This is a genomic window from uncultured Gemmiger sp., assembly GCF_934561205.1.
Taxonomy (GTDB): Bacteria; Bacillota; Clostridia; order Oscillospirales; family Ruminococcaceae; genus Gemmiger.
Genome location: NZ_CAKTFU010000019.1, coordinates 26,212 through 46,840, shown reverse-complemented (window position 1 = coordinate 46,840; position 20,629 = coordinate 26,212). Strand labels below are relative to the sequence as shown.

Genomic DNA, 20,629 nt, shown 5'->3' with positions numbered 1-20,629 from the left:
ATGCTTTGTTTTTGGTAATTCCTGCAATTATTTTGTTCGTTATTGGTTTCGTTGTAAAGAAGAAACAGTAAACAATTCCGGTTTGTCGGGGAGCAAATAGAACAAATCGGAATTTCCCAATTAAATCCCGGTAGACATGATGTGTCTACCCTTAAATTGCGGCAATTCTCGCTTTGTGTCGTGGCATTTATTATGTGGCTCTGTTATGATTTTTGCGAAAGGAGGACTGCGGATGGACCAGCAAAAAATAGGTAAATTTCTTAAATACCTTCGCAAGGACAAAGGGTTGACTCAAGAACAACTGGCAGAGCATTTTTGTGTTTCTTCCCGAACCGTTTCACGATGGGAAAACGGAAACAATATGCCGGATGTGGATATTCTCATTGGGCTTGCAGATTTCTATGAGGTAGATTTTCGAGAACTCATTGATGGAGAAAGAAAGAACGAGAATATGAATAAAGAAACAAAAGAAACAGTATTAAAAGCGGCAGAGTACATGAATGCGGGAACAGAGCGATATACGAAGCGTGTACACTTACTTTTACTGGCAGGGGGAATCTTTTGGTTTGTGGCAAGTTTGATTAGCCATACGGAACTAAATAATAATGCAGTTCTAAATGGAGTCTCAAACTTTGCCGAAGGTGCCGCAATCGGAATGATTTTATGCGGGATTGTTTTTACAAGTCGTTATGGACAAAGAATAAAAACCTTCAAACAGCGTTTACTTAAAAGGCAGTGACAACCACCAGTTTGTCGGGCTGCGATGTCGGGGCGGGACATAACGGCAGCTTTGGCTTCCCCCTTGGGGGGAAGCTGTCACCGCAGGTGACTGATGAGGGGGCAACTTCCGGATATTTCTCCCTCATCCGGCGCGTACCGCGCCACCTTCCCCCCAAGGGGAAGGCTTTCCCCGGCGGGGTTGGGTTGGTGTAAGAAAGACAAATCAGAATTTATATATAAAGGAAAATATTGATGAAACTGTTTTTATGTTCGCACTTTTCAAGTGTAGGAAGTTTGATAAAAGAAGAAATCGATAACAAGAAAGTCGCATTTATTCCCACAGCTTCGCTGCGTGAAGGCTATACCGGTTATGTCGGCTCGGCTCGAAAGCTATTCAATAAACTGGGAGCAGCCGTAACTGAAATTGATATTTCAACGGAGGCTTATTTAACGATACAGTCCGTTTTTGAAGATGCGGATGTGATATATTTTACCGGCGGAAATTCTTTTTTCCTTATAGACCAGCTCCGTAAAACGGGAACGGATGAGCTGTTGAAGAAAGAATTGGCAAAGGGAAAACTGATGATTGGTGAATCGGCAGGTGCGATTATATGCGCTCCAAGCATCCAATATATCGAGCAAATGGATGAAAAGCCGGAGGACTACTCACAAGAAGATGATGCAGGGCTTGATTTGATTGATTTCTATGTTCTTCCGCATTATCTTACAGCACCATTTAAGAAAGTTACTGAGAAAATAATGACTGAATTTTCGGATTTGAATCTATGCCCAATTAACAACCATCAGAGAATTGTAATTGATGGTGAAGGTTCAAGGGTTATTTGCAAAGACTAATTTGAAAATTCCAGTTTGTCAAGCTGCGGTGCCGGGGCGGGGCATAATGCACGGGTTTCGGTTCTGGCAGGAAACTGGGCAGGTTTAAGACGGACAAATCGATATTTGTAAAGGAGATATACAACATGAAGAAAGTCTGCTTAGCGGTTTTGCCAGCTTTAACAATAGTGTTAGAATTATTACCCTTGGGAGCAGTTTGTATTTTTGCAACATCTCCAACAGAAAGAGTAAAAGAAACATTCTCATACTTTAGCCTTACACCGTTTGGCTATGCAAATTTTGCTCCACTTATTACAGCCACACTTACTGTTGCCATCTTCTTACTTTCATTGTTTTCATTGAAGAAGAAAGGTGTTCTCAAAGCATTGTTTGTCCTTTCCATTATTACGGTAGTTATTTCTCTTTTGCCATTGATGTATGGCTTAAACTACTATACCCTTGTAGGAGCCTTTATAACAGTAACACTTGTAATAGAAAGTATTTTGGCTAAGATACAACAAAAGTAAAGCGATAACTTCCAGTTTGTCGGGCTGCGGTGCCGGATGAGGGGGCAACTTCCGGTCATTTCCCCCTCATCCGGCGCGTTCCGCGCCACCTTCCCCCCAAGGGGAAGGCTTTCCCCGCCATCCGCATTGACACCTTGCGCCGATGCGCTTATAATAAAGTCATATTCGCAATTATAAAAAAGGGGTAATCACTATGGCAAATGTTCGCACCCGCTTTGCGCCGTCGCCCACGGGCTATATGCACGTCGGCAACCTGCGCACGGCTTTGTATACCTATTTGCAGGCGCGCCACAACGGCGGCACCTTTATCCTGCGCATCGAGGACACCGACCAGGGCCGCTTGGTCGAGGGCGCTACCGACATCATCTACAACACGCTGAAGGCCACCGGTCTGACCTGGGACGAGGGTCCCGACATCGGCGGTCCCGTCGGTCCCTATGTGCAGAGCGAGCGCATGGGGATGTTCAAGCAGTATGCCGAGCAGCTGGTCGCGGCGGGCAAGGCGTACTACTGCTTCTGCACCGAGGAGCGCCTGAACGAAATGCACGAGGCGCAGCGCGCCGCCGGCGAAATGACCCACTATGACGGGCATTGCCGCAGCCTGAGCGCCGAGGAAGTCGCCGCCAAGCTGGCTGCCGGGGAGCCGTATGTCATCCGCCAGAAAATCCCCGAATCCGGCGTGGCGGGCTTTGACGATGTGGTGTACGGTCACATTGAGGTCGATGTCAAGGAGCTGGACGACCAGATCCTGATCAAGACCGACGGTATGCCCACCTACAACTTTGCCAACGTCGTGGACGACCACCTGATGGGCATCACCCACGTCATTCGCGGCAGCGAGTATCTTTCCAGCACGCCCAAGTACAACCTGCTGTATGAGGCGTTCGGCTGGGAAAAGCCCATCTACGTCCACTGCCCGCCCGTTATGAAGGACGCGCAGAACAAGCTGAGCAAGCGCAACGGCGACGCCAGCTATCAGGACCTGGTTGCCAAGGGCTACCTGCCCGCCGCCGTGCTGAACTATCTGCTGCTGCTGGGCTGGGCGCCCGAGGGCGAGCAGGAGATTTTCTCGCTGGATGAGATGATCAAAATCTGGGACCCCGCGCGTATTTCCAAATCCCCGGCGATTTTTGACCCGCTGAAACTGCGCGCCATCAACGCCGCGTACATCCGCGCCCTGCCTGCCGAGGAGTTCCGCCGTTTGGCTGACCCGTTTATTGACAGCGCCGTACACCGCGACATTGACCGCGACCTGCTGTGCGCCAATTTGCAGCCCCGCTGCGAGGTGCTGGAGGATATCCCCCCGCAGTTGGATTTCTTTGACGCGGTGCTGCCCATTGACGCCGAGATGTACCGCAATAAAAAGCAGAAAACCGACCCCGAATCCGCCAAGGAAGCATTGAGCGCCCTGCTGCCGATGCTGGAAGCCCAGACCGACTGGAACCGCGACGCCATTTTTGAGGCGTGCAAGGTTTTGGCGGAGCAGATGGGCAAAAAGAACGGCTGGCTGTTGTTCCCGCTGGGCATTGCCCTGTCCGGCAAGGCACGCACCCCCGGCGGCGGCACCGACCTTGCCGCGATGCTGGGCAAGCCGGAAACCCTGAACCGCGTGAAGGCAGCTTTGGAAAAGCTGTAATACAGAAATGCAAAGGCGCTCTCGCAGGAGGGCGCTTTTGCTAAATAAGAAAGAAGAAATAATAAATAATAAATTTGGTGTGCCCGCCGCGCGGGCACATTTTTATTCGGGGCGGCATAAAATTTTATGGCATCTGCCCGTTTGGTTGTAGGGGCGAGCATTGCTCGCCCGCGGGGTTTACCCGTTGGGTTGCATTACCGGGTTGGCTGCGGCGGGCGGCATATATGCCGCCCCTACAAACCAACCCATTATATTCATTATAATATACGGTCGCGGGCGGGGCATGCCCCGCCCCTGCTGTGCAATGATTTTTATTGCCCTGTGGGGCGGCATACACCCCACCCTACCGCGCATTTGCGGGGAATCGCGCTTTCTTAAAATGTGCGCGCACGGCGCGCACTCCATATTTATTATTTATTATTTATTATCTATTATTTATTTTTCCCCCATCACCACCGCCGGGTCCAGATATTTCCCGTGCTGCATGCACTCCAAATGCAGGTGGCTGCCAACGTGCGCCTCGGCGGGCAGGCTGCCCAGAACCGCCAATGTCGTGTCCTGCGTGACCTTTTCCCCCTGCGTGACCTGCGTCTGGCGCAGCCCGCAATACCGCCACACAATGTCGGAGGAATCCGTTATCTCCACCACATTGCCCCACAGCGCATCGCTGCGCACCGCCGTGACCGTGCCTCCCACTGCGGGGGTGATGACCTTGCCCTCCGGCACCGTGTAATCCGCGCCGTTATGGGTGCGCCAATCGCCCAGCGTTTCATTGTACACCAGCTCGTCCCCGCTGAACGGCGTCACCGCCTTGCCGTACCAGGCAGGGCGCGGCCGCACGGCCTGCTGCGGAACTTGGCTTTCCGCCGCCCGCATCGGCTGCTGCGTGGGCTGCGGTGTAGCCGTCGGCGCAGGTGTAGGGGTCTGTGTCGGCTTGGGGATATCCACCACCGGCTTTTCCACCGCCGTGTCGGGCTGCTCCCACAGGGTATCCTGCTCCACAAGGCCCGACGCAGCGTCGGGCTGCCCCGTCAGATGCCCCACAATGCGCCGCAGCGCCAGAATGCCCGCCGCCGTGGCCGCAAACGCCACCGCCAGGCACAACAGATACAAACCCTTTTCCCGTACAAACGCTTTGAAACGGTCCATTGTCCCCCATCCTTTACCTGCAGATTGTTGTTGTATGCCCCTAGTCTGCGCGCACGGCGGGCGTTTTATACACGGCACAGTTATCCGTTTTGGTCACGATTTTTAATATTATACAATTTGGATAATCTTAAAAAGTTTTTATTGCGTTTTGTCGCAAAATCGTGTAGAATAAAGTGTTGTAGTTTTTATCACCGTTTTTGATAGATTTAAGGAGTGACCCATGGCTTCGTTACGCGAGGAAATCGAATCCCGGCGCACCTTTGCGATCATTTCGCACCCCGACGCCGGCAAAACGACCCTGACCGAAAAGCTGCTGCTGTACGGCGGGGCGATTCAGTCTGCCGGCTCCGTCAAGGGCAAGCAAAGCGCCAAGCACGCCGTTTCTGACTGGATGGACATCGAAAAGCAGCGCGGAATTTCCGTTACATCGTCTGTTTTGCAGTTCAATTATCAGGGCAAGTGCATCAACATTCTGGACACCCCCGGACACCAGGACTTCAGCGAGGACACCTACCGCACCCTGATGGCCGCCGACTGCGCGGTCATGGTCATCGACGCCGCCAAGGGCGTTGAGGCGCAGACCATCAAGCTGTTCAAGGTCTGCACGCTGCGCCACATCCCCATTTTCACCTTTGTCAACAAGATGGACCGCGAGGCACGCGACCCCTTTGAGTTGATGGAAAACATCGAGGAAATTCTCGGCATCAAGACCTACCCGATGAACTGGCCCATCAGCTGCGGCAAGGATTTCAAGGGCGTGTACGACCGCAACGCCAAGCGTGTGCTGGCTTTCACAAGCGACGGACGCGCCAACGGCGTGAAGATGGTCGATGAAATTGAAGCCGAGCTGGGCGACCCCGCGCTGGACGCGCTGATTGGCACGGCCAACCACGAAAAGCTGGCCGAGGACATTGAGCTGCTGGACGGCGCTGCCGAGGAATTTGACCTGGACGCCGTGCAGCACGGCGAATTAAGCCCCGTGTTCTTCGGTTCGGCTTTGACCAACTTCGGCGTGGAGCCGTTCCTGAAAGAGTTCCTGCGCCTGACCCCCGCCCCGCTGCCCCGCAAGGACGCCGCCACCGGCGAGCTGGTGGACCCTTGCAGTGAACAGTTCAGCGGGTTTGTGTTCAAAATTCAGGCGAATATGAACAAGAACCACCGCGACCGCATTGCGTTTTTGCGCATCTGCTCCGGCAAGTTTGAGCGCGGCATGGAGGCGTTCCATGTGCAGGAGGGCAAGAACATCAAGCTGGCCACCGGCACCAGCCTGATGGCCGACGACCGCGCCATCGTCAGCGAAGCCTACGCGGGCGATATCATCGGTCTGTTTGACCCGGGCATTTTCTCCATCGGCGACACGCTGTGCACCGGCAAAAAGCACGTTCAGTTTGCCGGCATCCCGACCTTTGCGCCCGAACATTTTGCCCGCGTGACGCAGGTGGACACGATGAAGCGCAAGCAGTTCGTCAAGGGCATGGAGCAGATCGCCCAGGAGGGTGCTATCCAGATCTTCCGCGACCTCGGCTCCGGCATGGAGGAGGTCATCGTCGGCGTGGTCGGCGTGCTGCAGCTGGAAGTGTTGGAGTACCGTTTGAAAAACGAGTACAACGTCGATATCCGTATGCAGTCCCTGCCGTATGAGCATCTGCGCTGGATCTTGAACGACCCCGACGAGCTGGACATCAAGCATCTGGACCTGACCAGCGACACCCGCGCCATCGAGGATATGAAGGGCAACCCCCTGCTGCTGTTCGGCAGCCCGTGGAGCATCAACTGGGCAGAAAACCACAACGAAACGTTGAAATTGTCCGAGTTCGGCAATTTGACGTTCTAAACAGAAAAGCGCCCCCTCATCCGAGGGGGCGCTTTGGTTTTGTCGGAAAACCTTACGGGACGATTGCGAACCTTCGTTGGGTTTGTAGGGGACGGTCTTGACCGTTCCGTGCCGCCTTGCCGATAGCACGATATATCGGGAAACCGCGCGCCATTCGGCGCGATTTTATGCGCTGCGCGCGGCCAGATGTACGGATGGGTCAAGACCCATCCCTACAAATATCCCGGAAACGGACTTTTTCTCCAAACCAAACTCCCCTCACAAACGTGAGGGGAGTTTTTGTTCGCCTTACCTGCCGAAAATTGCCCCGATGCTGCTGAACACCCCGGCGATGCTGTCGGCCTGCTTTTGCAGGGCATCGACATTTTCCATCAGGCCGGGCAGCCCTGCCAGCACCTTATTCAGCGAATCCACGTCCAATTTTTGCAGCTGATCCACAATGCCGGGCAGCTTTTGCATCATATCGTCCAGCTCGGCGGGGTCCAGCGTGCCCAGGCTGTTTTGCAGGGTCTCGGCCAGGGCGTCCACCTGCGTGCAGGCGTCCAGCACCTCGGCGTAGGCGGCGTTCAGGCGCACGGCGGCAAAGGCCAGCGCCGCCAATACCACCACCGCCAGCACGACGGTGACCGCCATGTGGATCGTCTGATTGCGCAAAATTTTTTGGTTCTGCTCCTCAATGCGGTCCAGCTGTGCCTGCAGCGCCGTTTCGGGCGCGGGGGTCTCGCCGTTGTGTTCATCGGGGGTGCGGTTCAGTTCCTGCATAGGCTCCTCCTTTACTCGGTGCGGGTATCCCGCATTTCAAACCAGAATGTACTGCCCTGCCCCACGGCGCTGTTTACGCCAAAGGCAAAGCCGTGCTGCTGCAAGATCGCCTTGGTGATGCTAAGTCCCAGCCCCGTGCCGCTGCGGCCGGAATCCTGCCGCGCGCGGTAGTAGCGGTCAAAAATGTACGGCAGCTCGTCGGGGGGGATGCCGGGGCCGTGGTCGGTGACCTCCACACGGCAGCCGCCGCCGGGCAGGGGTGCGGCGCGCAGGACCACCACGCCGTCCGCGCCGATATGGTGGAACGCGTTGCCCAGCAGGTTGTGCAGCACCCGTTCCATCATGGCGGGGTCGGCACTGACAGGGCAGGGCTCGTCGCCCAAAAATTGCAGCTGCCAGTGGTTTTTCTCACACAGGGCGTCGTAGCGGCCCGCCACCTCAAAGCAAAGTTCGTCCATATTGAACTGCACGAGTTCGGGCTTTTCGGCGCCCGACTGCACCTTGCTCAGCTCCATGACGCTGTTGACCAGCGCCGACAGGCGGTCGGCCTCGTCGGCAATGATGCCGCACTGCTCGGTGCGCTTTTCGGCGTCGTCGCCCGTGATGTCGCGCACCGTTTCGGCGTAGCCTTTTATCAATGTCAGGGGGGTGCGCAGGTCGTGGCTGACGTTGGCCAGAATGTCCTTTTCCAGCTGGGCACTGCGCTTGACCTCGGCGGTCATGTGGTTAAAATCAGCGGCCAGACGTCCGATTTCGTCGTTGTGCTCCACCGTGATGCGGGTGTCGTAGTTGCCGGCAGCGACCTCGCGCGCGGCGGCGGACAGGCGGTGGATGGGGCGGGTGATCCAACGACTGAACAGCATCGCCGCCAGCAGGTCGATGACCAGCAAGACCAGCGACAGCGGCAGCAGCAGGCTGCGCAGCACCTCGGCGGCCGTGAAGATCTGCGCCAGATTGGCCGAGACCAGCACGCCGTAGCTGCCGTCCGCCGAGAGCCTGCCCACGACCATCTGCCGATTGCTGCCGGTCGAGATGATTTTGTACAAACTGCCCTGCTCAAACAGCTGCTGGCGCAGCGAGATGACCACGGGGTTGTCGGCCGTAAAGGCAAATTCGCCGCCGAATGCGGCCGAGCTGTCGTGCAGAAGGCAGGGGAACAGGCTTTCGTAGGCTTTCAGGCAGTGCAGGGTGGAATCGCTGAAATCCACGCAGGTGCCGTCCACGTCGATGCGCTGCTGGGTAAAGGCGTCGCTGACGCTGTTCCAGAAATCGCTGTTGAGCCACAGCCCCGTGTAGGTGCGCTGAGAAATTTTTTCGTCGCTGCGGTCGATCATGGCCGTAATGGCCGTACAGCGGTTTTCCAGCCGGGCGCGCAGTGTGCGGTTGTACATCGGCTCCAGCCCATAGGTGATGACCGCCCACATCAGCGCCAGCGTAAACAACGTTAAAGCGCTGATAAACAGCATCAACTGCCAGCGTATGGCCAGCGCGGGGCGTTTGTGTGCAGGGTATTTGACCATGGCGGCACTTCCTTTACCGTGCATCGGGGTCGAACTTGTAACCGATGCCCCACACCGTGACGATCAGGTTGCGGCAGACCCCTAAGTGGCTGCGCAGCATTTTGATATGGGTGTCCACGGTGCGGTCCTCGCCGTAGTAGTCGTAGTTCCAGACCTTTTGCAGAATTTTTTCGCGGCTGAGGGCAATGCCCTTGTTGTTGACAAGGAACACCAGCAGGTCAAATTCCTTGGGGGTCAGCGGCGCCTCCTGCCCCGACACCCTGACGCTGTGGCTGGCCGTGTCGATGGTCAGCTCCCCAAAGGTGTACAGCGTGTCGTCGCGGTCGGTGCGGGGCATGGTGCGCCCCAGCACCGCCTTGACCCGCGCCACCAGCTCCCGCGGGGAAAACGGCTTGACGACGTAATCATCGGCGCCGTTTTCCAGCCCGGCCAGCTTGTCGTACTCCTCGCTGCGGGCGGTCAGCATAATGACGGGGGTCATGATCCTGCGGGTGCGCATCTCGCGCAGGCAGGTCATGCCGTCCATAAAGGGCATCATGATATCCAGAATGACAAGGTCGATGCCGCCCTGCGCCAACAGGCTGAGGGCTTCGCCGCCGTCGCCGGCCTCGGTGCAGGTAAAGCCGGCAAATTGCAGGTGCTCCCGAATCAGGTCACGGATGCGGGGTTCATCGTCCACGATGAGAATATTGGGCATGGGAAACTCCTCCTTAAACATTACCTCTATATTAGCATAATACCGCAGCATCGTGGTGAATTTGTGAAATTTTTCGAAAAATTTTGAAAATAGCTTGCCGCCCCGCGCCGCGCCGAACTCTCTTGTGTGAACTCCGTGCGTTCAGACATTGTATTTTTTTGCAAGCTATGGTATACTTTTTCCATATAAATCCCGCCGGAGAGGACGAATTTTTATGAAATATCTCAGCCTTGCTGAGCATGCCTATGTATACAACCACCTGAACCGTGTGCGCCACATCACGCTGGACCCCGACGGCCCCGGCGCGGTGCGCATCCATCTGGTGCCCTGCCGCAAGCCCGACCGCACCACGCCGTTTGTCGCCATCCTGAACGGGCAGGATATTCTGCCGCTGCAGATCAGCTGGGCGATCCTGCTGGCCAACCTGATGGACGCCCTGCAGCCCTTTGCCGGCAAGGAGATCTCCCCCGCCGACTGGGCCGCCGTAAAAACGCAGACGGCCGCCTCCACCCGCAAAATTTACCGCACCACGCCGTCGGTGCAGATCGAATCCGATTTGCAGGTACTGCTGGACTGCCTGCTGGCCATCGCGCAGGGCAAGACCCCGCCCGTGTCCGTGCAGCCGCTGCGTCTGGCCGACTACGCCCCGCGCATGGCCGCGCCCCACCGCATGGACCTGATGGTCAGCGCCATGACCAAGGACGGTGCGTGGCACTGCAACCAAAAATGCCTGCACTGCTACGCCGCCAACCAGCCCCTGGCCGACACGGCCGAGCTGGACACCGACCAGTGGCTGGCCGTCATTGAAAAATGCCGCAACGCGGGCATCCCGCAGCTGACCTTTACCGGCGGCGAGCCGACCCTGCGCAGCGACCTTGTCAAGCTGGTGCAGGCGGCGCAGTGGTTTGTGACCCGCCTGAACACTAACGGCCGTATGCTGACCAGCGCGCTTTGCCGCGACCTGCACGCCGCCAGCCTGGACGCCGTGCAGATCACCTTTTACGCCGCCGACGCCGACACCCACAACGCACTGGTGGGCGTCAACGGCTACACCGACACCGTGGGCGGCATCCGCAACGCGCTGGACGCCGGCCTGAGCGTAAGCCTGAACACCCCCCTGTGCAGCCTGAACCGCAACTACCTGCAAACCGTTCAGTTTGCCCACAGCCTGGGGGTGCGGTATCTGACCTGCAGCGGGCTGATCCCCACCGGCAACGCCGCCGGGGACGAGAGCCGCGCCGTGCGCCTGACCCCCGACGAGCTGGCCGACGTGCTGCGCCCCGCCATGGCCTTTGCCGCCGAAAACGGCATGGAGATCAACTTTACCAGCCCCGGCTGGCTGAGCGAGGACATGCTGGCCGCGCTGGGCTTTACGCAGATCCCCAGCTGCGGGGCGTGCCTGTCCAACATGGCCATTGCCCCCGACGGCACCGTACTGCCCTGCCAGAGCTGGCTTTCGGGCGGCGGGCTGGGCAACATTCTGCACGAGCCGTGGAAACAGATCTGGGACGGTGCCGCCTGCCGCGCCGTGCGGGAGGAAAGCGCCCGCATGAAACGCCTGTGCCAGCTGGGCAACACCCCCTTGCAGGAGGGCTGCTGATGAAAACAACATTTGTACGCAAGTTTTTTGCTTTTTTGCTGGTCGGCGCGCTGGCGTGCCTGCTTTGCCTTGCCGCCTTTGCCGACAGTTTAGCCCCCTATGCCGAGGACGGCGACATGGACTATATCCCCCTCTACCGCGTCACCGTCGACCCGCGGGAGGACGGCTCGGCCGATATCACCTACGAGATCGACTGGCAGGTCATTGACGGCGGGCGCGACGACTACCTGTCCTGGGTAAAAATCGGTCTGGCCAACGCCTACGTCGATGAGCTGACCGCCCTGACCGATACCATCTCCGACATTGAGTACAGCGGCGACGGCGGCAGCTACGCAAAAATCACCTTTGCCGAGCCTTACTATGCTCCCGACATCGCCGCCGAGATCGGCGCCGAAAGCCGTGTGCACTTTGCGTTTTCGGTACACCAGAGCCACCTGTTCCGCTTAAACCCCGACGGCACCGCCGACTTTGCCTTTACCCCCGGCTGGTTTGACGAATTGTGCGTGGAAACCATGGAGGTGCGCTGGCGCATGACCGACGGCTGCACCGCCGACAACATGGCGACCGACGGGGACTATCTCTTGTGGGAGTACGGCCCGCTGGAGCACGGCCAGGGCGGGGAGGTGCACGTCACCATGCCGGTGACCGAGAGCTTTGACCCCGACGCCGCCTACAGCCCCGACGATGCCCCGACATGGGAGGAAAGCGAGCAGGGCACCTCTGTGGATGAGGTGATCGGCGTTACGTTTCTTATTGTATTTTTTACCATTCTTGTCATTGCGCTGAGCGTGACCCCCCACTGGGGCGGCGGCTTTGGCGATGACATCGACCCCGACGACTGGTACTGGTACACCAACGGCGTCCACACCGTGCGCTGCCTGCGCACAGCCCCGCCCCCCACCGGCTACCGCCGCACCGACCCGCCCAAGGGCTTTCGGGCCGGCGGCGGGCACAGCCGCGGCGGCGGCACGGGACGCCACAGCGGGGGCGGCTGTGCCTCCTCCTGCGCGTGTGCCTGTGCGTCCAGCTGTGCGTGTGCCTGCGCCTGTGCGGGCGGCGGCCGCGCCGGATGCTCGGTCAAAGATTTTTACACCGTCAAACTTCCCCGCAAAGAAAGTGAGGCATAAGCCATGGGTCTGGAAGATCAATACGACGCCTGGGTGCGCGGCCTGATGGGCGGCAGCAAGTACGCCGCCACCCCCGAGCAGGCCGCCCAGGCGGGGGACGCCGTGCAGCAGATGCAGGCGCAGCTGGAAGCGCTGCAGCAGGCAAACCGCCGCCAAAAAACCGCCGCGGGCGCCGCGGGCGCCGTGGACGCCGTGCAAAAAGCAGGGGCAGCCACCGCCGACAGTGTGCGCAAGATGAGCAGCGATCTGGCCCGCAGCCTGAAACAGGACGGCCTGCTGGGCGGCAAGACCGCCGCCCCCACGCCCGCGCCCGCTGTGCCCGAACATGCGGATTTCAGCGGCGTGGCGGAAAAAGTCCGCGCGCAGGTGCTGGGGCAGGACGCCTTTGTGTCCGCCGTGGTCAAGGCGTTCCGCCGCCCGTTTGTGCTGGGCACCGCCGCCGACACCGCCAAGGCGCGCAACATCATGGTGCTGTGCGGCCCCGCGGGCACGGGGCGGCACTATGCGCTGGACTGCACCGTGCGCGAGCTGGCAGGGCGCGGCATTTTGCACAGCGAACTGGTGGAAACGCTGGACCTTGCACTGTATCCCGGCCCCGCGCAGGAAAAGCTGTTTTTGCAGGACCTGTACGCGGCCCTGCAATCCGAGGCCGAGGTGCTGGCCTTTGAAAATTACGAGGGCTGCGCCCCCGGCTACCTGAACATGCTGGCGACCCTGGCCATGGACGGTACGCTGGCGCTTTCCAGCCGATACGTTTTGCAGCGCGGCATTCTGGTGGACGTGGGCACGGCGCTGGCCCCCGGTGCCATCGGTGAATTGAAGGCCGGCGGCAAGTACTTTGTGTTTTTCTCCCACAAGGGCGAGGCGGCGCTGGCAGAGACCTTCGGCGCCCGCTTTGTGGACGCCGTCTGCGGGGATATCTGCCGCACCGAGGCCTTTACCCCCGAAGCACTGGCCGCCGTGGCCGCGCGCGAGCTGAACGAACTGGCGCAGCGGGTGCGCCGTCAGTGCGGGCTGGCCCTTGGCATGGACGCCGCCGTGCGCGACTTAGTCGCCGCACAGTACGGAAAAACCAGCGGTATGCAGGCCATGCGCGACTACTGCGAGACCGTCTACCGCGCCATTGCCGAGTATGTGCTGGACGCCGACACCGCCCCCGCTGCAGGCACCCCCGCCGCGCTGCGCGTGGAGAACGGCCGCCTGACGATGGCCGTGGGCGACGCCGCGCCGCTGGACCTGCTGGCGCTTTTGCCGCAGCAGTACCGCGGGGATATCGATGCCGTCGAGGCCGAGCTGGACGAGATCGTCGGGCTTACCGAAATCAAGGATTATGTGCGTGACATCGCCAAAAACGTGCAGGCGCAGCAGCGCCGCAAGGCACAGGGGCTGAAAGTGGCCGACATCAACATGCACATGATCTTTACCGGCAACCCCGGCACAGGCAAAACGACGATCGCCCGCATTTTGTCCAAGTACCTCAAAGCCATCGGCGCTTTGCGTGGCGGCCAGCTGGTGGAGGTGACCCGCGCCGACTTGGTGGGGCGCTATGTGGGTCACACCGCGCCGCTGACCAACACGGTCATACAAAGCGCCCTGGGCGGCGTGCTGTTTATTGACGAAGCGTACAGCCTGTACCGCGGCGGTGAGGACAGCTTCGGCCTGGAGGCCATCGACACGCTGGTCAAGGGCATTGAGGATCACCGCAACGATCTGGTAGTGATTTTGGCGGGCTACACCAAGGAGATGCAGCTGTTTTTGAGCGCGAACTCCGGCCTTGCCAGCCGTTTCCCGAACCAGATCGAATTCCCCGATTACACGGGTGCCGAGCTGTACAAAATTTTGCTTTCCATCGCCAAAAGCAAGGGCTACCGCCTGGACGAAAGCTGCGAACAGCCGCTGACCGCATGGTTTGACCGCCGCCAGGCCGAGGACGCCGCCACCAACGGCAACGGCCGCATGGCGCGCAACGCTTTGGAAAAGGCGATTCTGAACCAATCCCGCCGCCTTGTTGCCGACCCCGACGCCTGCCTGGAGCTGCTGCTGCCCGGTGATTTTGAGTTGGAGTAAGGGCGCGCATCAGCTTGTAAAAAAAGTCTGTTTCCGGGAAATTTGTAGGGATGGGTCTTGACCCATCCGCACATCTGGCCGCGCGCAGCGCATAAAATCGCGCCGAATGGCGCGCGGTTTTCTCGTCATGTCGTGCTTTTGGCAAGGCAGCACGGAACGGTCAAGACCGTTCCCTACAAACTGACCGATAGGTCGCAAATGCCGCATAAAGTCAAATAAGGTTTTTCGACAGCCTGATGTGCCCGCACAGGCGGGCACATTTTTTCGGCAACTTCCATCTTTTTATTGACATTGCCGCGTTTTGGTGCTATCATACGCATATACCCACAAAACACATAGGTTTAATCTGTTAAAGAAATGAGGATATTATCATGAGTGACCGCAAATTGCATTTTGAGACCTTGCAGCTTCATGTCGGCCAGGAGCAGGCCGACCCCGCCACCGACTCCCGCGCCGTTCCCATTTACCAGACCACGTCCTATGTATTCCCCGACTCCCAGAACGCCGCCGACCGCTTTGCCTTAAAGGCAGGCGGCAACATCTACGGCCGCCTGACCAACTCCACCGAGGACGTTTTTGAAAAGCGCATCGCCGCACTGGAAGGCGGCGTGGCCGCTTTGGCCGTTGCCTCCGGCGCAGCGGCCATCGCCTACACCATTCAGGCGCTGGCACAAAACGGCGGGCACATCGTGGCACAAAAGACCATCTACGGCGGCACCTCCAACCTGCTGGCACACACGCTGCCCGCCTTTGACGTGCAGACCACCTTTGTGGACGCCCACAACCTGGCCGAGGTCGAGGCCGCCGTGCAGGACAACACCCGCGCCATCTACATTGAGACGCTGGGCAACCCCAACGCCGACATTCCCGATATTGATGCCATCGCCGCCATCGCCCACAAGCACGGTATCCCGCTGGTCATCGACAACACCTTCGGCACGCCGTACCTCATCCGCCCCATCGAGCACGGCGCCGACATCGTCGTGCACTCCGCCACCAAGTTCATCGGCGGCCACGGCACCTCGCTGGGCGGCGTCATCGTCGATTCCGGCAAGTTTGACTGGAAGGCCAGCGGCAAGTTCCCCGCCCTGGCCGAGCCGAATCCCAGCTACCACGGCGTCTGCTTTGCCGAGGCTGCCGGCCCCGCCGCCTTTGTGACCTACGTCCGCGCGGTCATTCTGCGCGATCTGGGCGGCTGCATCAGCCCGTTCAACGCCTGGGTGCTGCTGCAGGGCACCGAAACGCTGTCCCTGCGCCTGGACCGCCACAACGAGAACACCAAAAAGGTCGTTGAATATCTGGCACACCACCCCAAGGTCGAAAAAGTCAACCACCCCAGCCTGCCCGACCACCCCGACCACGCCCTGTACGAGAAGTATTTCCCCCACGGCGGCGCGTCGATCTTCACCTTTAACATCAAGGGCGGCCAAAAGGAAGCGTTTGCCTTTATCGACCACTTGAAGATTTTCTCCCTGCTGGCGAACGTAGCCGACGTCAAGAGTCTGGTCATCCACCCCGCCACCACCACCCACGGCCAGCTTTCCGACGCGGAGCTTGCCGACGTGGGCATCGGCCGCAACACCATTCGCCTGTCCATCGGCTGCGAGCATATCGATGATATCATTGCCGACCTCGAACAGGCATTCAACGCCGTGGAGTAAGATTTTTCCTTTCTGTGTGCCCGCTTGCGCGGGCACATTTTTTATTGCGGCACAAAACAGCACCCCCTGCCGCCCGTAACGGGCGGCAGGGGGTGCTGCTGTTATTGCGTCAAATCAGACGATCTCCACTTTTTCCATGACAACGGGGGTGCGGGGCTTGTCGTTCCAGTCGGTGGCGACGGCGGCGATCTCATCCACGACCTCCATGCCGGACACAACATGGCCGAACGCGGCATAGCCGCCGTCCAGATGCGGGGCGTCCTGGTGCATGATAAAGAACTGGCTGCCCGCAGAGTTAGGGTCCATGGCGCGGGCCATGCTGATAACGCCGCGGGTGTGCTTGATGGGGTTGGCTACGCCGTTCTGGGCGAACTCACCCTTGATGTTCCAGCCGGGGCCGCCGGTGCCGTTGCCCTTGGGGCAGCCGCCCTGGATCATAAAGCCGCGGATCACGCGGTGGAAGGTCAGGCCGTTGTAAAAGCCCTGCTTGACCAGCTTTTCAAAGTTTTCGCAGGTGATGGGGGCGGCGGCGTGATCCAGCTCAATGTCGATGGTCTTGCCGTTCTGCATGGTGATACGAATCATGATTCATTCTCCTTTGGGGTTGTATTTTCGGGGTCGCTTGCCGGGGTGGCAATGCCCGCCGTATAGCTCATACTGCCGATATGCTGCCGAAATTCGTCCGCACTCAGGCGGTCGCCCCAGAACAGCAGGGCGGCACTCATGTACTGCTCGCACCGCTGCTGGGCGCGGGGCAGCAGACCGCGCACACCGCCGTCATACACCGCGCCGGTGAAGGGGTCCTTCCAGCGGTCGGGCAGGTCCTCGGACAATTCGCAGGGCGAAACGTGCACCATAATCATGCCTTTTTTGCCGAAAAGCGGCTCGACCGCCTTAAAAAATCCGCGTACCAGCGGGCTTTCGGTGGCAAAAAGCCCCCGCAGCTTGTAGATGTGGTAGAACGCATCGGCAATGTATTCGGGGCTGATCTCTTCGCCGTACACCTCGCGCAGGCTTTCGCGCAGCAGCGTGATAATGTCCGAAAGCTCCTCGCCCACGGGCAGGGGGCTGACGTCCTCTACGTTGACGGCGCCGCTGCCGGTGTCCTGCCGATGCAGCGCCGAGTCCAGCCCGATCTCCAAAAAGCCGTGGCCGCCGGGCTTGGCGTAGGGCTTGCCCTCCTCACACATGGCGTACACAAAGGGATGCACCACGGTGTCGGCGGCATAGTGGCACAAAAAGCCCAGCACATACTCCATCTGCGGGCGTGTGCGGACGCGTTTGCACATGCTGTACAAAAACTCGCCTGTTTTTTCCTCGTGCATACGGTTGCCGAGACCGATCAGGTCATAGCGGCGCTTGGCGCGCTTTTTCCACACTTCAAAGCAGAAAAAGCTGTCCGGCCCATTGGCACCGGCGGCAAAGGCAGCCGGGTACCGTATTTTGCAGCGGATCGCCGCAGCCGCCAGCCGTGCCGTGCGCACATGGGTATAGCCTTCGGGCATGGTATTGTCACTTCCTACATTTACAGTATCGCCCTACTATTGTAGACGCTTGCGGGCAAATTGTCAAACCCTAAGATAACACTGTCAGACTGTCGATAAACCTAACGGAATGATTGCGGCCTTTCGGCTGCTTTGTAGGGAACGGTCTTGACCGTTCCGTGCCGCCTTGCCCAAAGTACGACGCAACGTGAAAACCGCGCGCCATTCGGCGCGATTGAATGCGCTGCGCGCGGCCAGCTGTGCGGATGGGTCGAGACCCATCCCTACAAATCTTCCGTTAACAGGCTTTTTCTACAAGCTGAACACTGTATCATTCTGCGTACCGACAAGCCGCAGTCCTGTCGTTCGATTTACCGAAGCATATCCCCTAATTGAAACAGGCCGCTGCAAATGCTTTCCCCTGCCCCGTTGATTGCCTGTGCGATAATGATCGCGGCAACTATAATCGACGCTGCCACAATGATTTTTCCGATCAGCTGCTGGTACTCTTTCATTTTGATTTCCTCTTTTTTTTCGTACTCTGCCGCGTCAGATTTTGCGGCTGTCGCCCTGCAGGGTCTTGGGCAGCACAAAGAAATACAGCGCCGCGCCCGCCAAGATAATCAAAATCACCGACAAAATGCCGTAGGGACCGGCGGCGCGGTTGATGGCATCCACCTGCTCGGCGGTGGCGGTGGCGGCGGTCAGCCCCTGTGCCGCCAGCATCCGGGAGGACGCCAGCGCGCTTACGCCGCCCACCAGCGTGGGACCCAGAATGGAGGAAAACTTGCCGAAGATGTCAAAAAAGCCGAAGAACTCGCCGCTGCGGTCTTTGTCGGGGATGAGCTTGCCGAACATCGAGCGGCTGAGCGCCTGGATGCCGCCCTGACTGGTGGCGCACAGCACCGCCAGCACCCAGAACTGCCACAGACTGTTCATAAAAAACGCAAAAATGCAGATGAAGGAGTACACGCCGATGCCCACGCCCACCATAACGCGGGCGCCGAATTTTGCCGCCAGCTTCATGTACAGCAGGCAGAAGGGCAGCCCCAGCACCTGCACCAGCAGCAGCGCCAGCAGCATACCGGCGGAATCCAGCCCCAGGTTGGTGCCGTAGCTTGTGGACATACTGATGATGGTATGCACACCGTCAATGTAGAAAAAGTACGCTACAATGTACACAAGCATCGGCTTGTCGGCGGCAATTTCCTTCATGGTCGTAAAGACGTTTTTGATGCTGCGCCCCACATCGCCCTTTTCGTAGGGCTTGCCGGTGGTCTGTTGGCAGTTTTTCAGCAGCGGCAGGCTGAACACCAGCCACCACACGGCGGTAAAGCCAAAGATAAAGGCCAGGCAGGTCAGCATCGGCACACCCACGGCGTTCATGATCAAAAAAATCAGCAGCGGGATCGTCGAGCCGCCGATATAACCCAGCCCGTAGCCCAGCGTGGAAACCGAGTCCATGCGGTCCTCGGTGGTGACGTCGGTCAGAAAAGCGTCGTAGTAAATGCAGCTGGCGTCAAAGCCGATGGTGCTTAAAATGTACAGCACCAGCACCAGCATTGTGACCTTGGACGCCGCCGCGGGCGAGGAGGTAAAGTCCATCAGCGGGGTGAACGCCAGCCCGGCCACCGACACAATGCCCAGCAGCAAAAACGCCGCGAATAACTTTTTGCGCATACCGCGAATGTCCCCGAACACGCCCAAAAACGGCGCGGACAGGGCAACAATGGCCATGGCAATGCTGGTGGCGTAGCCCCAGATGGTCATGCTGGAGACACTGTCGGCCGTGCACTCGGCCACAGAGTTGAAGAAGATTGGCAAAATGGTGACGACAATGACCGAGTGCGCACTGTTCGCCCAGTCGTACATCATCCAGCTAAGCTCCTGCTTGGTGAATTTTTTTAACAAGCCCATACGTTGAGCCTCCCTCTTGTATTTTGCGATTAGACGGATACAAAGATATTGTACCATTTTAGCCGTGCAAAAACAACATGCCCCGCCTGCCTTTCGGTAAGCGGGGCGTAAAAGTTTTGTCATATTTTTGCAGCAAAATGACAGGGGCAACAGGCGCTTATTCCTGCGCAGTCGTTCCCCTGCGCTTTTTTGACGGCAGCTGGCTGGCAACGATGGCGGCAAACATCAACGCGCAGCCGGTCAGCTCGGTGGGGGTCAGCGTCTGGTGCAAAATCAGCCAGCCGGCCAGCGCGCTGAACACGCTTTCCAGGCACATGGCAAGGCTTGCAATGGTGGGGTCAAGGTCCTTCTGCCCTTCGATCTGCAGGGTGTAGGCCACGCCGCTGGACATGATGCCGCAATATAAAATCGACACGGCGGCATCGCGGAACTGCTGCGCGGTGGGCTGCTCAAACAAGAACATCCCCACGGTGGACAACACCGACACCACAAAAAACTGCGCAAAACTCAACTGTATGCCGTCCAGTTTCGGGCTGAAATGATTCACCAGCAAAATCTGCCCCGTGAACAGCAGCGCACACAAAAGCAGCAGCCACTCGCTGCCCGAAAGGCTCAGGGTGCCGTGCCCGGCCAGGCACAGCAGGTACAGCCCCGCCACGCTGGCCGTCACACAGCAGCACAGCTTGGCATCGGGCCGCCTGCCCGCAAAAATGCCGCACACCGGCACCAGCACAACATACAGCGCCGTTAAAAAGCCCGCCTTGGCCGTGGTCGTGCCGGGGATACCCATCTGCTGCGCCACCGACGCCGCAAACAGCGCCGTGCCGCAGCACAGCCCGCCGACCGCCAGCGTTTTGCGCTGCAAAAAGAAGGGTACGCGCACCCCCTTGCGGCGCTGGTTGGCACGGCGCGCGCCCATAAGCCCCAGCAAAAATACGCAGGCCAGCCAGCTGCGGCCCGCCAAAAAGGTGTAGGCACCCATGTACCCGCCGCCCACGCTTTGGGCCACAAATGCCGTGCCCCAGATAAACGAGCAGGCCATCAATAACAGGGTGTTGCGCAGTTGTTTTGTGTTCATAAGTATTTCCCCTCTA

The 20,629-nt window shown here is 58.7% G+C and carries 18 protein-coding genes; 9 read left to right on the top strand and 9 right to left on the bottom strand.

All coding sequences use genetic code 11. The features are described from left to right. Positions 1-232: 232 nt before the first annotated feature. The 4 genes from Q0I19_RS10565 to gltX all read left to right on the top strand — a co-directional run bounded on the left by Q0I19_RS10565 (position 233) and on the right by gltX (position 3,717). Positions 233-739 (top strand): helix-turn-helix domain-containing protein, encoded by a 507-nt coding sequence (locus tag Q0I19_RS10565; protein WP_294760340.1) that lies wholly within the window; start codon positions 233-235, stop codon positions 737-739. Positions 740-972: 233 nt separating this feature from the next. Then, on the top strand, positions 973-1,575 hold the full coding sequence (locus tag Q0I19_RS10560; RefSeq protein WP_296023721.1) for a Type 1 glutamine amidotransferase-like domain-containing protein: 603 nt from the start codon (positions 973-975) through the stop codon (positions 1,573-1,575). Positions 1,576-1,700: 125 nt separating this feature from the next. After that, positions 1,701-2,081, top strand: a complete 381-nt coding sequence (locus Q0I19_RS10555) for a hypothetical protein (RefSeq protein WP_117998218.1) — start codon at positions 1,701-1,703, stop codon at positions 2,079-2,081. Between the two features lie 193 nt (positions 2,082-2,274). Beyond that, positions 2,275-3,717: a glutamate--tRNA ligase gene (gltX, locus tag Q0I19_RS10550; protein ID WP_294760342.1), complete on the top strand. Its 1,443-nt coding sequence runs from the start codon at positions 2,275-2,277 to the stop codon at positions 3,715-3,717. A 435-nt stretch (positions 3,718-4,152) separates the two neighbouring features. Here the strand turns inward: gltX and Q0I19_RS10545 are convergent, their stop codons facing one another. After that, the gene (locus Q0I19_RS10545) at positions 4,153-4,866 is read right to left on the bottom strand and encodes a M23 family metallopeptidase (protein WP_294760343.1); all 714 of its coding nucleotides are present in this window, start codon (positions 4,864-4,866) and stop codon (positions 4,153-4,155) included. A gap of 220 nt (positions 4,867-5,086) precedes the next feature. Here Q0I19_RS10545 and Q0I19_RS10540 point away from each other — a divergent pair, with 220 nt between their 5' ends. Further along, positions 5,087-6,700: a peptide chain release factor 3 gene (locus Q0I19_RS10540; protein ID WP_294760344.1), complete on the top strand. Its 1,614-nt coding sequence runs from the start codon at positions 5,087-5,089 to the stop codon at positions 6,698-6,700. 288 nt (positions 6,701-6,988) lie between these two features. Here the strand turns inward: Q0I19_RS10540 and Q0I19_RS10535 are convergent, their stop codons facing one another. From Q0I19_RS10535 to Q0I19_RS10525, 3 genes are read right to left on the bottom strand one after another with little or no spacing between them, the layout of a single operon-like run. Then, positions 6,989-7,462 carry a hypothetical protein gene (locus tag Q0I19_RS10535; protein ID WP_294760346.1) on the bottom strand — a complete coding sequence of 158 codons (474 nt, stop codon included), beginning with the start codon at positions 7,460-7,462 and terminating at the stop codon, positions 6,989-6,991. A gap of 11 nt (positions 7,463-7,473) precedes the next feature. Further along, positions 7,474-8,982: a HAMP domain-containing sensor histidine kinase gene (locus tag Q0I19_RS10530; protein ID WP_294760347.1), complete on the bottom strand. Its 1,509-nt coding sequence runs from the start codon at positions 8,980-8,982 to the stop codon at positions 7,474-7,476. A 13-nt stretch (positions 8,983-8,995) separates the two neighbouring features. Continuing rightward, positions 8,996-9,679 (bottom strand): response regulator transcription factor, encoded by a 684-nt coding sequence (locus Q0I19_RS10525; protein WP_294760349.1) that lies wholly within the window; start codon positions 9,677-9,679, stop codon positions 8,996-8,998. A 214-nt stretch (positions 9,680-9,893) separates the two neighbouring features. Between Q0I19_RS10525 and Q0I19_RS10520 the strand changes: the two genes are divergently transcribed. From Q0I19_RS10520 to Q0I19_RS10505, 4 genes are all read left to right on the top strand, one after another. Continuing rightward, a complete protein-coding gene (locus Q0I19_RS10520; protein WP_294760351.1) occupies positions 9,894-11,279 on the top strand; it encodes a radical SAM protein in 1,386 nt (461 codons plus the stop codon). Beyond that, positions 11,279-12,406 (top strand): hypothetical protein, encoded by a 1,128-nt coding sequence (locus Q0I19_RS10515; protein WP_294760352.1) that lies wholly within the window; start codon positions 11,279-11,281, stop codon positions 12,404-12,406. Before Q0I19_RS10520 ends, Q0I19_RS10515 begins: the two co-directional genes overlap by 1 nt. Positions 12,407-12,409: 3 nt before the next feature. Beyond that, positions 12,410-14,473 carry an AAA family ATPase gene (locus Q0I19_RS10510; RefSeq protein WP_294760354.1) on the top strand — a complete coding sequence of 688 codons (2,064 nt, stop codon included), beginning with the start codon at positions 12,410-12,412 and terminating at the stop codon, positions 14,471-14,473. Positions 14,474-14,844: 371 nt separating this feature from the next. Further along, positions 14,845-16,134, top strand: a complete 1,290-nt coding sequence (locus tag Q0I19_RS10505; RefSeq protein ID WP_294760356.1) for an O-acetylhomoserine aminocarboxypropyltransferase/cysteine synthase family protein — start codon at positions 14,845-14,847, stop codon at positions 16,132-16,134. A 114-nt stretch (positions 16,135-16,248) separates the two neighbouring features. Here Q0I19_RS10505 and Q0I19_RS10500 read toward each other — a convergent pair whose 3' ends face one another. The 5 genes from Q0I19_RS10500 to Q0I19_RS10480 form a co-directional block, all read right to left on the bottom strand. Beyond that, a complete protein-coding gene (locus tag Q0I19_RS10500) occupies positions 16,249-16,719 on the bottom strand; it encodes a peptidylprolyl isomerase (RefSeq protein WP_294760358.1) in 471 nt (156 codons plus the stop codon). Further along, positions 16,716-17,639, bottom strand: a complete 924-nt coding sequence (locus Q0I19_RS10495) for a zinc dependent phospholipase C family protein (protein WP_294760360.1) — start codon at positions 17,637-17,639, stop codon at positions 16,716-16,718. Before Q0I19_RS10495 ends, Q0I19_RS10500 begins: the two co-directional genes overlap by 4 nt. Positions 17,640-17,989: 350 nt before the next feature. Continuing rightward, positions 17,990-18,133 (bottom strand): hypothetical protein, encoded by a 144-nt coding sequence (locus tag Q0I19_RS10490; RefSeq protein WP_294760361.1) that lies wholly within the window; start codon positions 18,131-18,133, stop codon positions 17,990-17,992. A 34-nt stretch (positions 18,134-18,167) separates the two neighbouring features. Continuing rightward, entirely contained in the window at positions 18,168-19,535 is a 1,368-nt protein-coding gene (locus Q0I19_RS10485; RefSeq protein WP_294760362.1) for an MFS transporter, read from the bottom strand. 157 nt (positions 19,536-19,692) lie between these two features. Then, positions 19,693-20,613, bottom strand: coding sequence for a DMT family transporter (locus Q0I19_RS10480; RefSeq protein WP_294760363.1), 921 nt, complete (start codon positions 20,611-20,613; stop codon positions 19,693-19,695). Positions 20,614-20,629: the final 16 nt, after the last annotated feature.

Excerpts from the sequence above, each read along its gene's own strand:
- Q0I19_RS10500 (WP_294760358.1), bottom strand. The coding sequence starts at position 16,719 with ATGATTCGTATCACCATGCAGAACGGCAAGACCATCGACATTGAGCTG.
- Q0I19_RS10545 (WP_294760343.1), bottom strand. The coding sequence starts at position 4,866 with ATGGACCGTTTCAAAGCGTTTGTACGGGAAAAGGGTTTGTATCTGTTG.
- Q0I19_RS10555 (WP_117998218.1), top strand. The coding sequence starts at position 1,701 with ATGAAGAAAGTCTGCTTAGCGGTTTTGCCAGCTTTAACAATAGTGTTA.
- Q0I19_RS10520 (WP_294760351.1), top strand. The coding sequence starts at position 9,894 with ATGAAATATCTCAGCCTTGCTGAGCATGCCTATGTATACAACCACCTG.
- Q0I19_RS10560 (WP_296023721.1), top strand. The coding sequence starts at position 973 with ATGAAACTGTTTTTATGTTCGCACTTTTCAAGTGTAGGAAGTTTGATA.
- Q0I19_RS10530 (WP_294760347.1), bottom strand. The coding sequence starts at position 8,982 with ATGGTCAAATACCCTGCACACAAACGCCCCGCGCTGGCCATACGCTGG.
- gltX (WP_294760342.1), top strand. The coding sequence starts at position 2,275 with ATGGCAAATGTTCGCACCCGCTTTGCGCCGTCGCCCACGGGCTATATG.
- Q0I19_RS10535 (WP_294760346.1), bottom strand. The coding sequence starts at position 7,462 with ATGCAGGAACTGAACCGCACCCCCGATGAACACAACGGCGAGACCCCC.
- Q0I19_RS10505 (WP_294760356.1), top strand. The coding sequence starts at position 14,845 with ATGAGTGACCGCAAATTGCATTTTGAGACCTTGCAGCTTCATGTCGGC.
- Q0I19_RS10490 (WP_294760361.1), bottom strand. The coding sequence starts at position 18,133 with ATGAAAGAGTACCAGCAGCTGATCGGAAAAATCATTGTGGCAGCGTCG.
- Q0I19_RS10495 (WP_294760360.1), bottom strand. The coding sequence starts at position 17,639 with ATGCCCGAAGGCTATACCCATGTGCGCACGGCACGGCTGGCGGCTGCG.
- Q0I19_RS10565 (WP_294760340.1), top strand. The coding sequence starts at position 233 with ATGGACCAGCAAAAAATAGGTAAATTTCTTAAATACCTTCGCAAGGAC.
- Q0I19_RS10540 (WP_294760344.1), top strand. The coding sequence starts at position 5,087 with ATGGCTTCGTTACGCGAGGAAATCGAATCCCGGCGCACCTTTGCGATC.
- Q0I19_RS10480 (WP_294760363.1), bottom strand. The coding sequence starts at position 20,613 with ATGAACACAAAACAACTGCGCAACACCCTGTTATTGATGGCCTGCTCG.
- Q0I19_RS10510 (WP_294760354.1), top strand. The coding sequence starts at position 12,410 with ATGGGTCTGGAAGATCAATACGACGCCTGGGTGCGCGGCCTGATGGGC.
- Q0I19_RS10485 (WP_294760362.1), bottom strand. The coding sequence starts at position 19,535 with ATGGGCTTGTTAAAAAAATTCACCAAGCAGGAGCTTAGCTGGATGATG.
- Q0I19_RS10515 (WP_294760352.1), top strand. The coding sequence starts at position 11,279 with ATGAAAACAACATTTGTACGCAAGTTTTTTGCTTTTTTGCTGGTCGGC.
- Q0I19_RS10525 (WP_294760349.1), bottom strand. The coding sequence starts at position 9,679 with ATGCCCAATATTCTCATCGTGGACGATGAACCCCGCATCCGTGACCTG.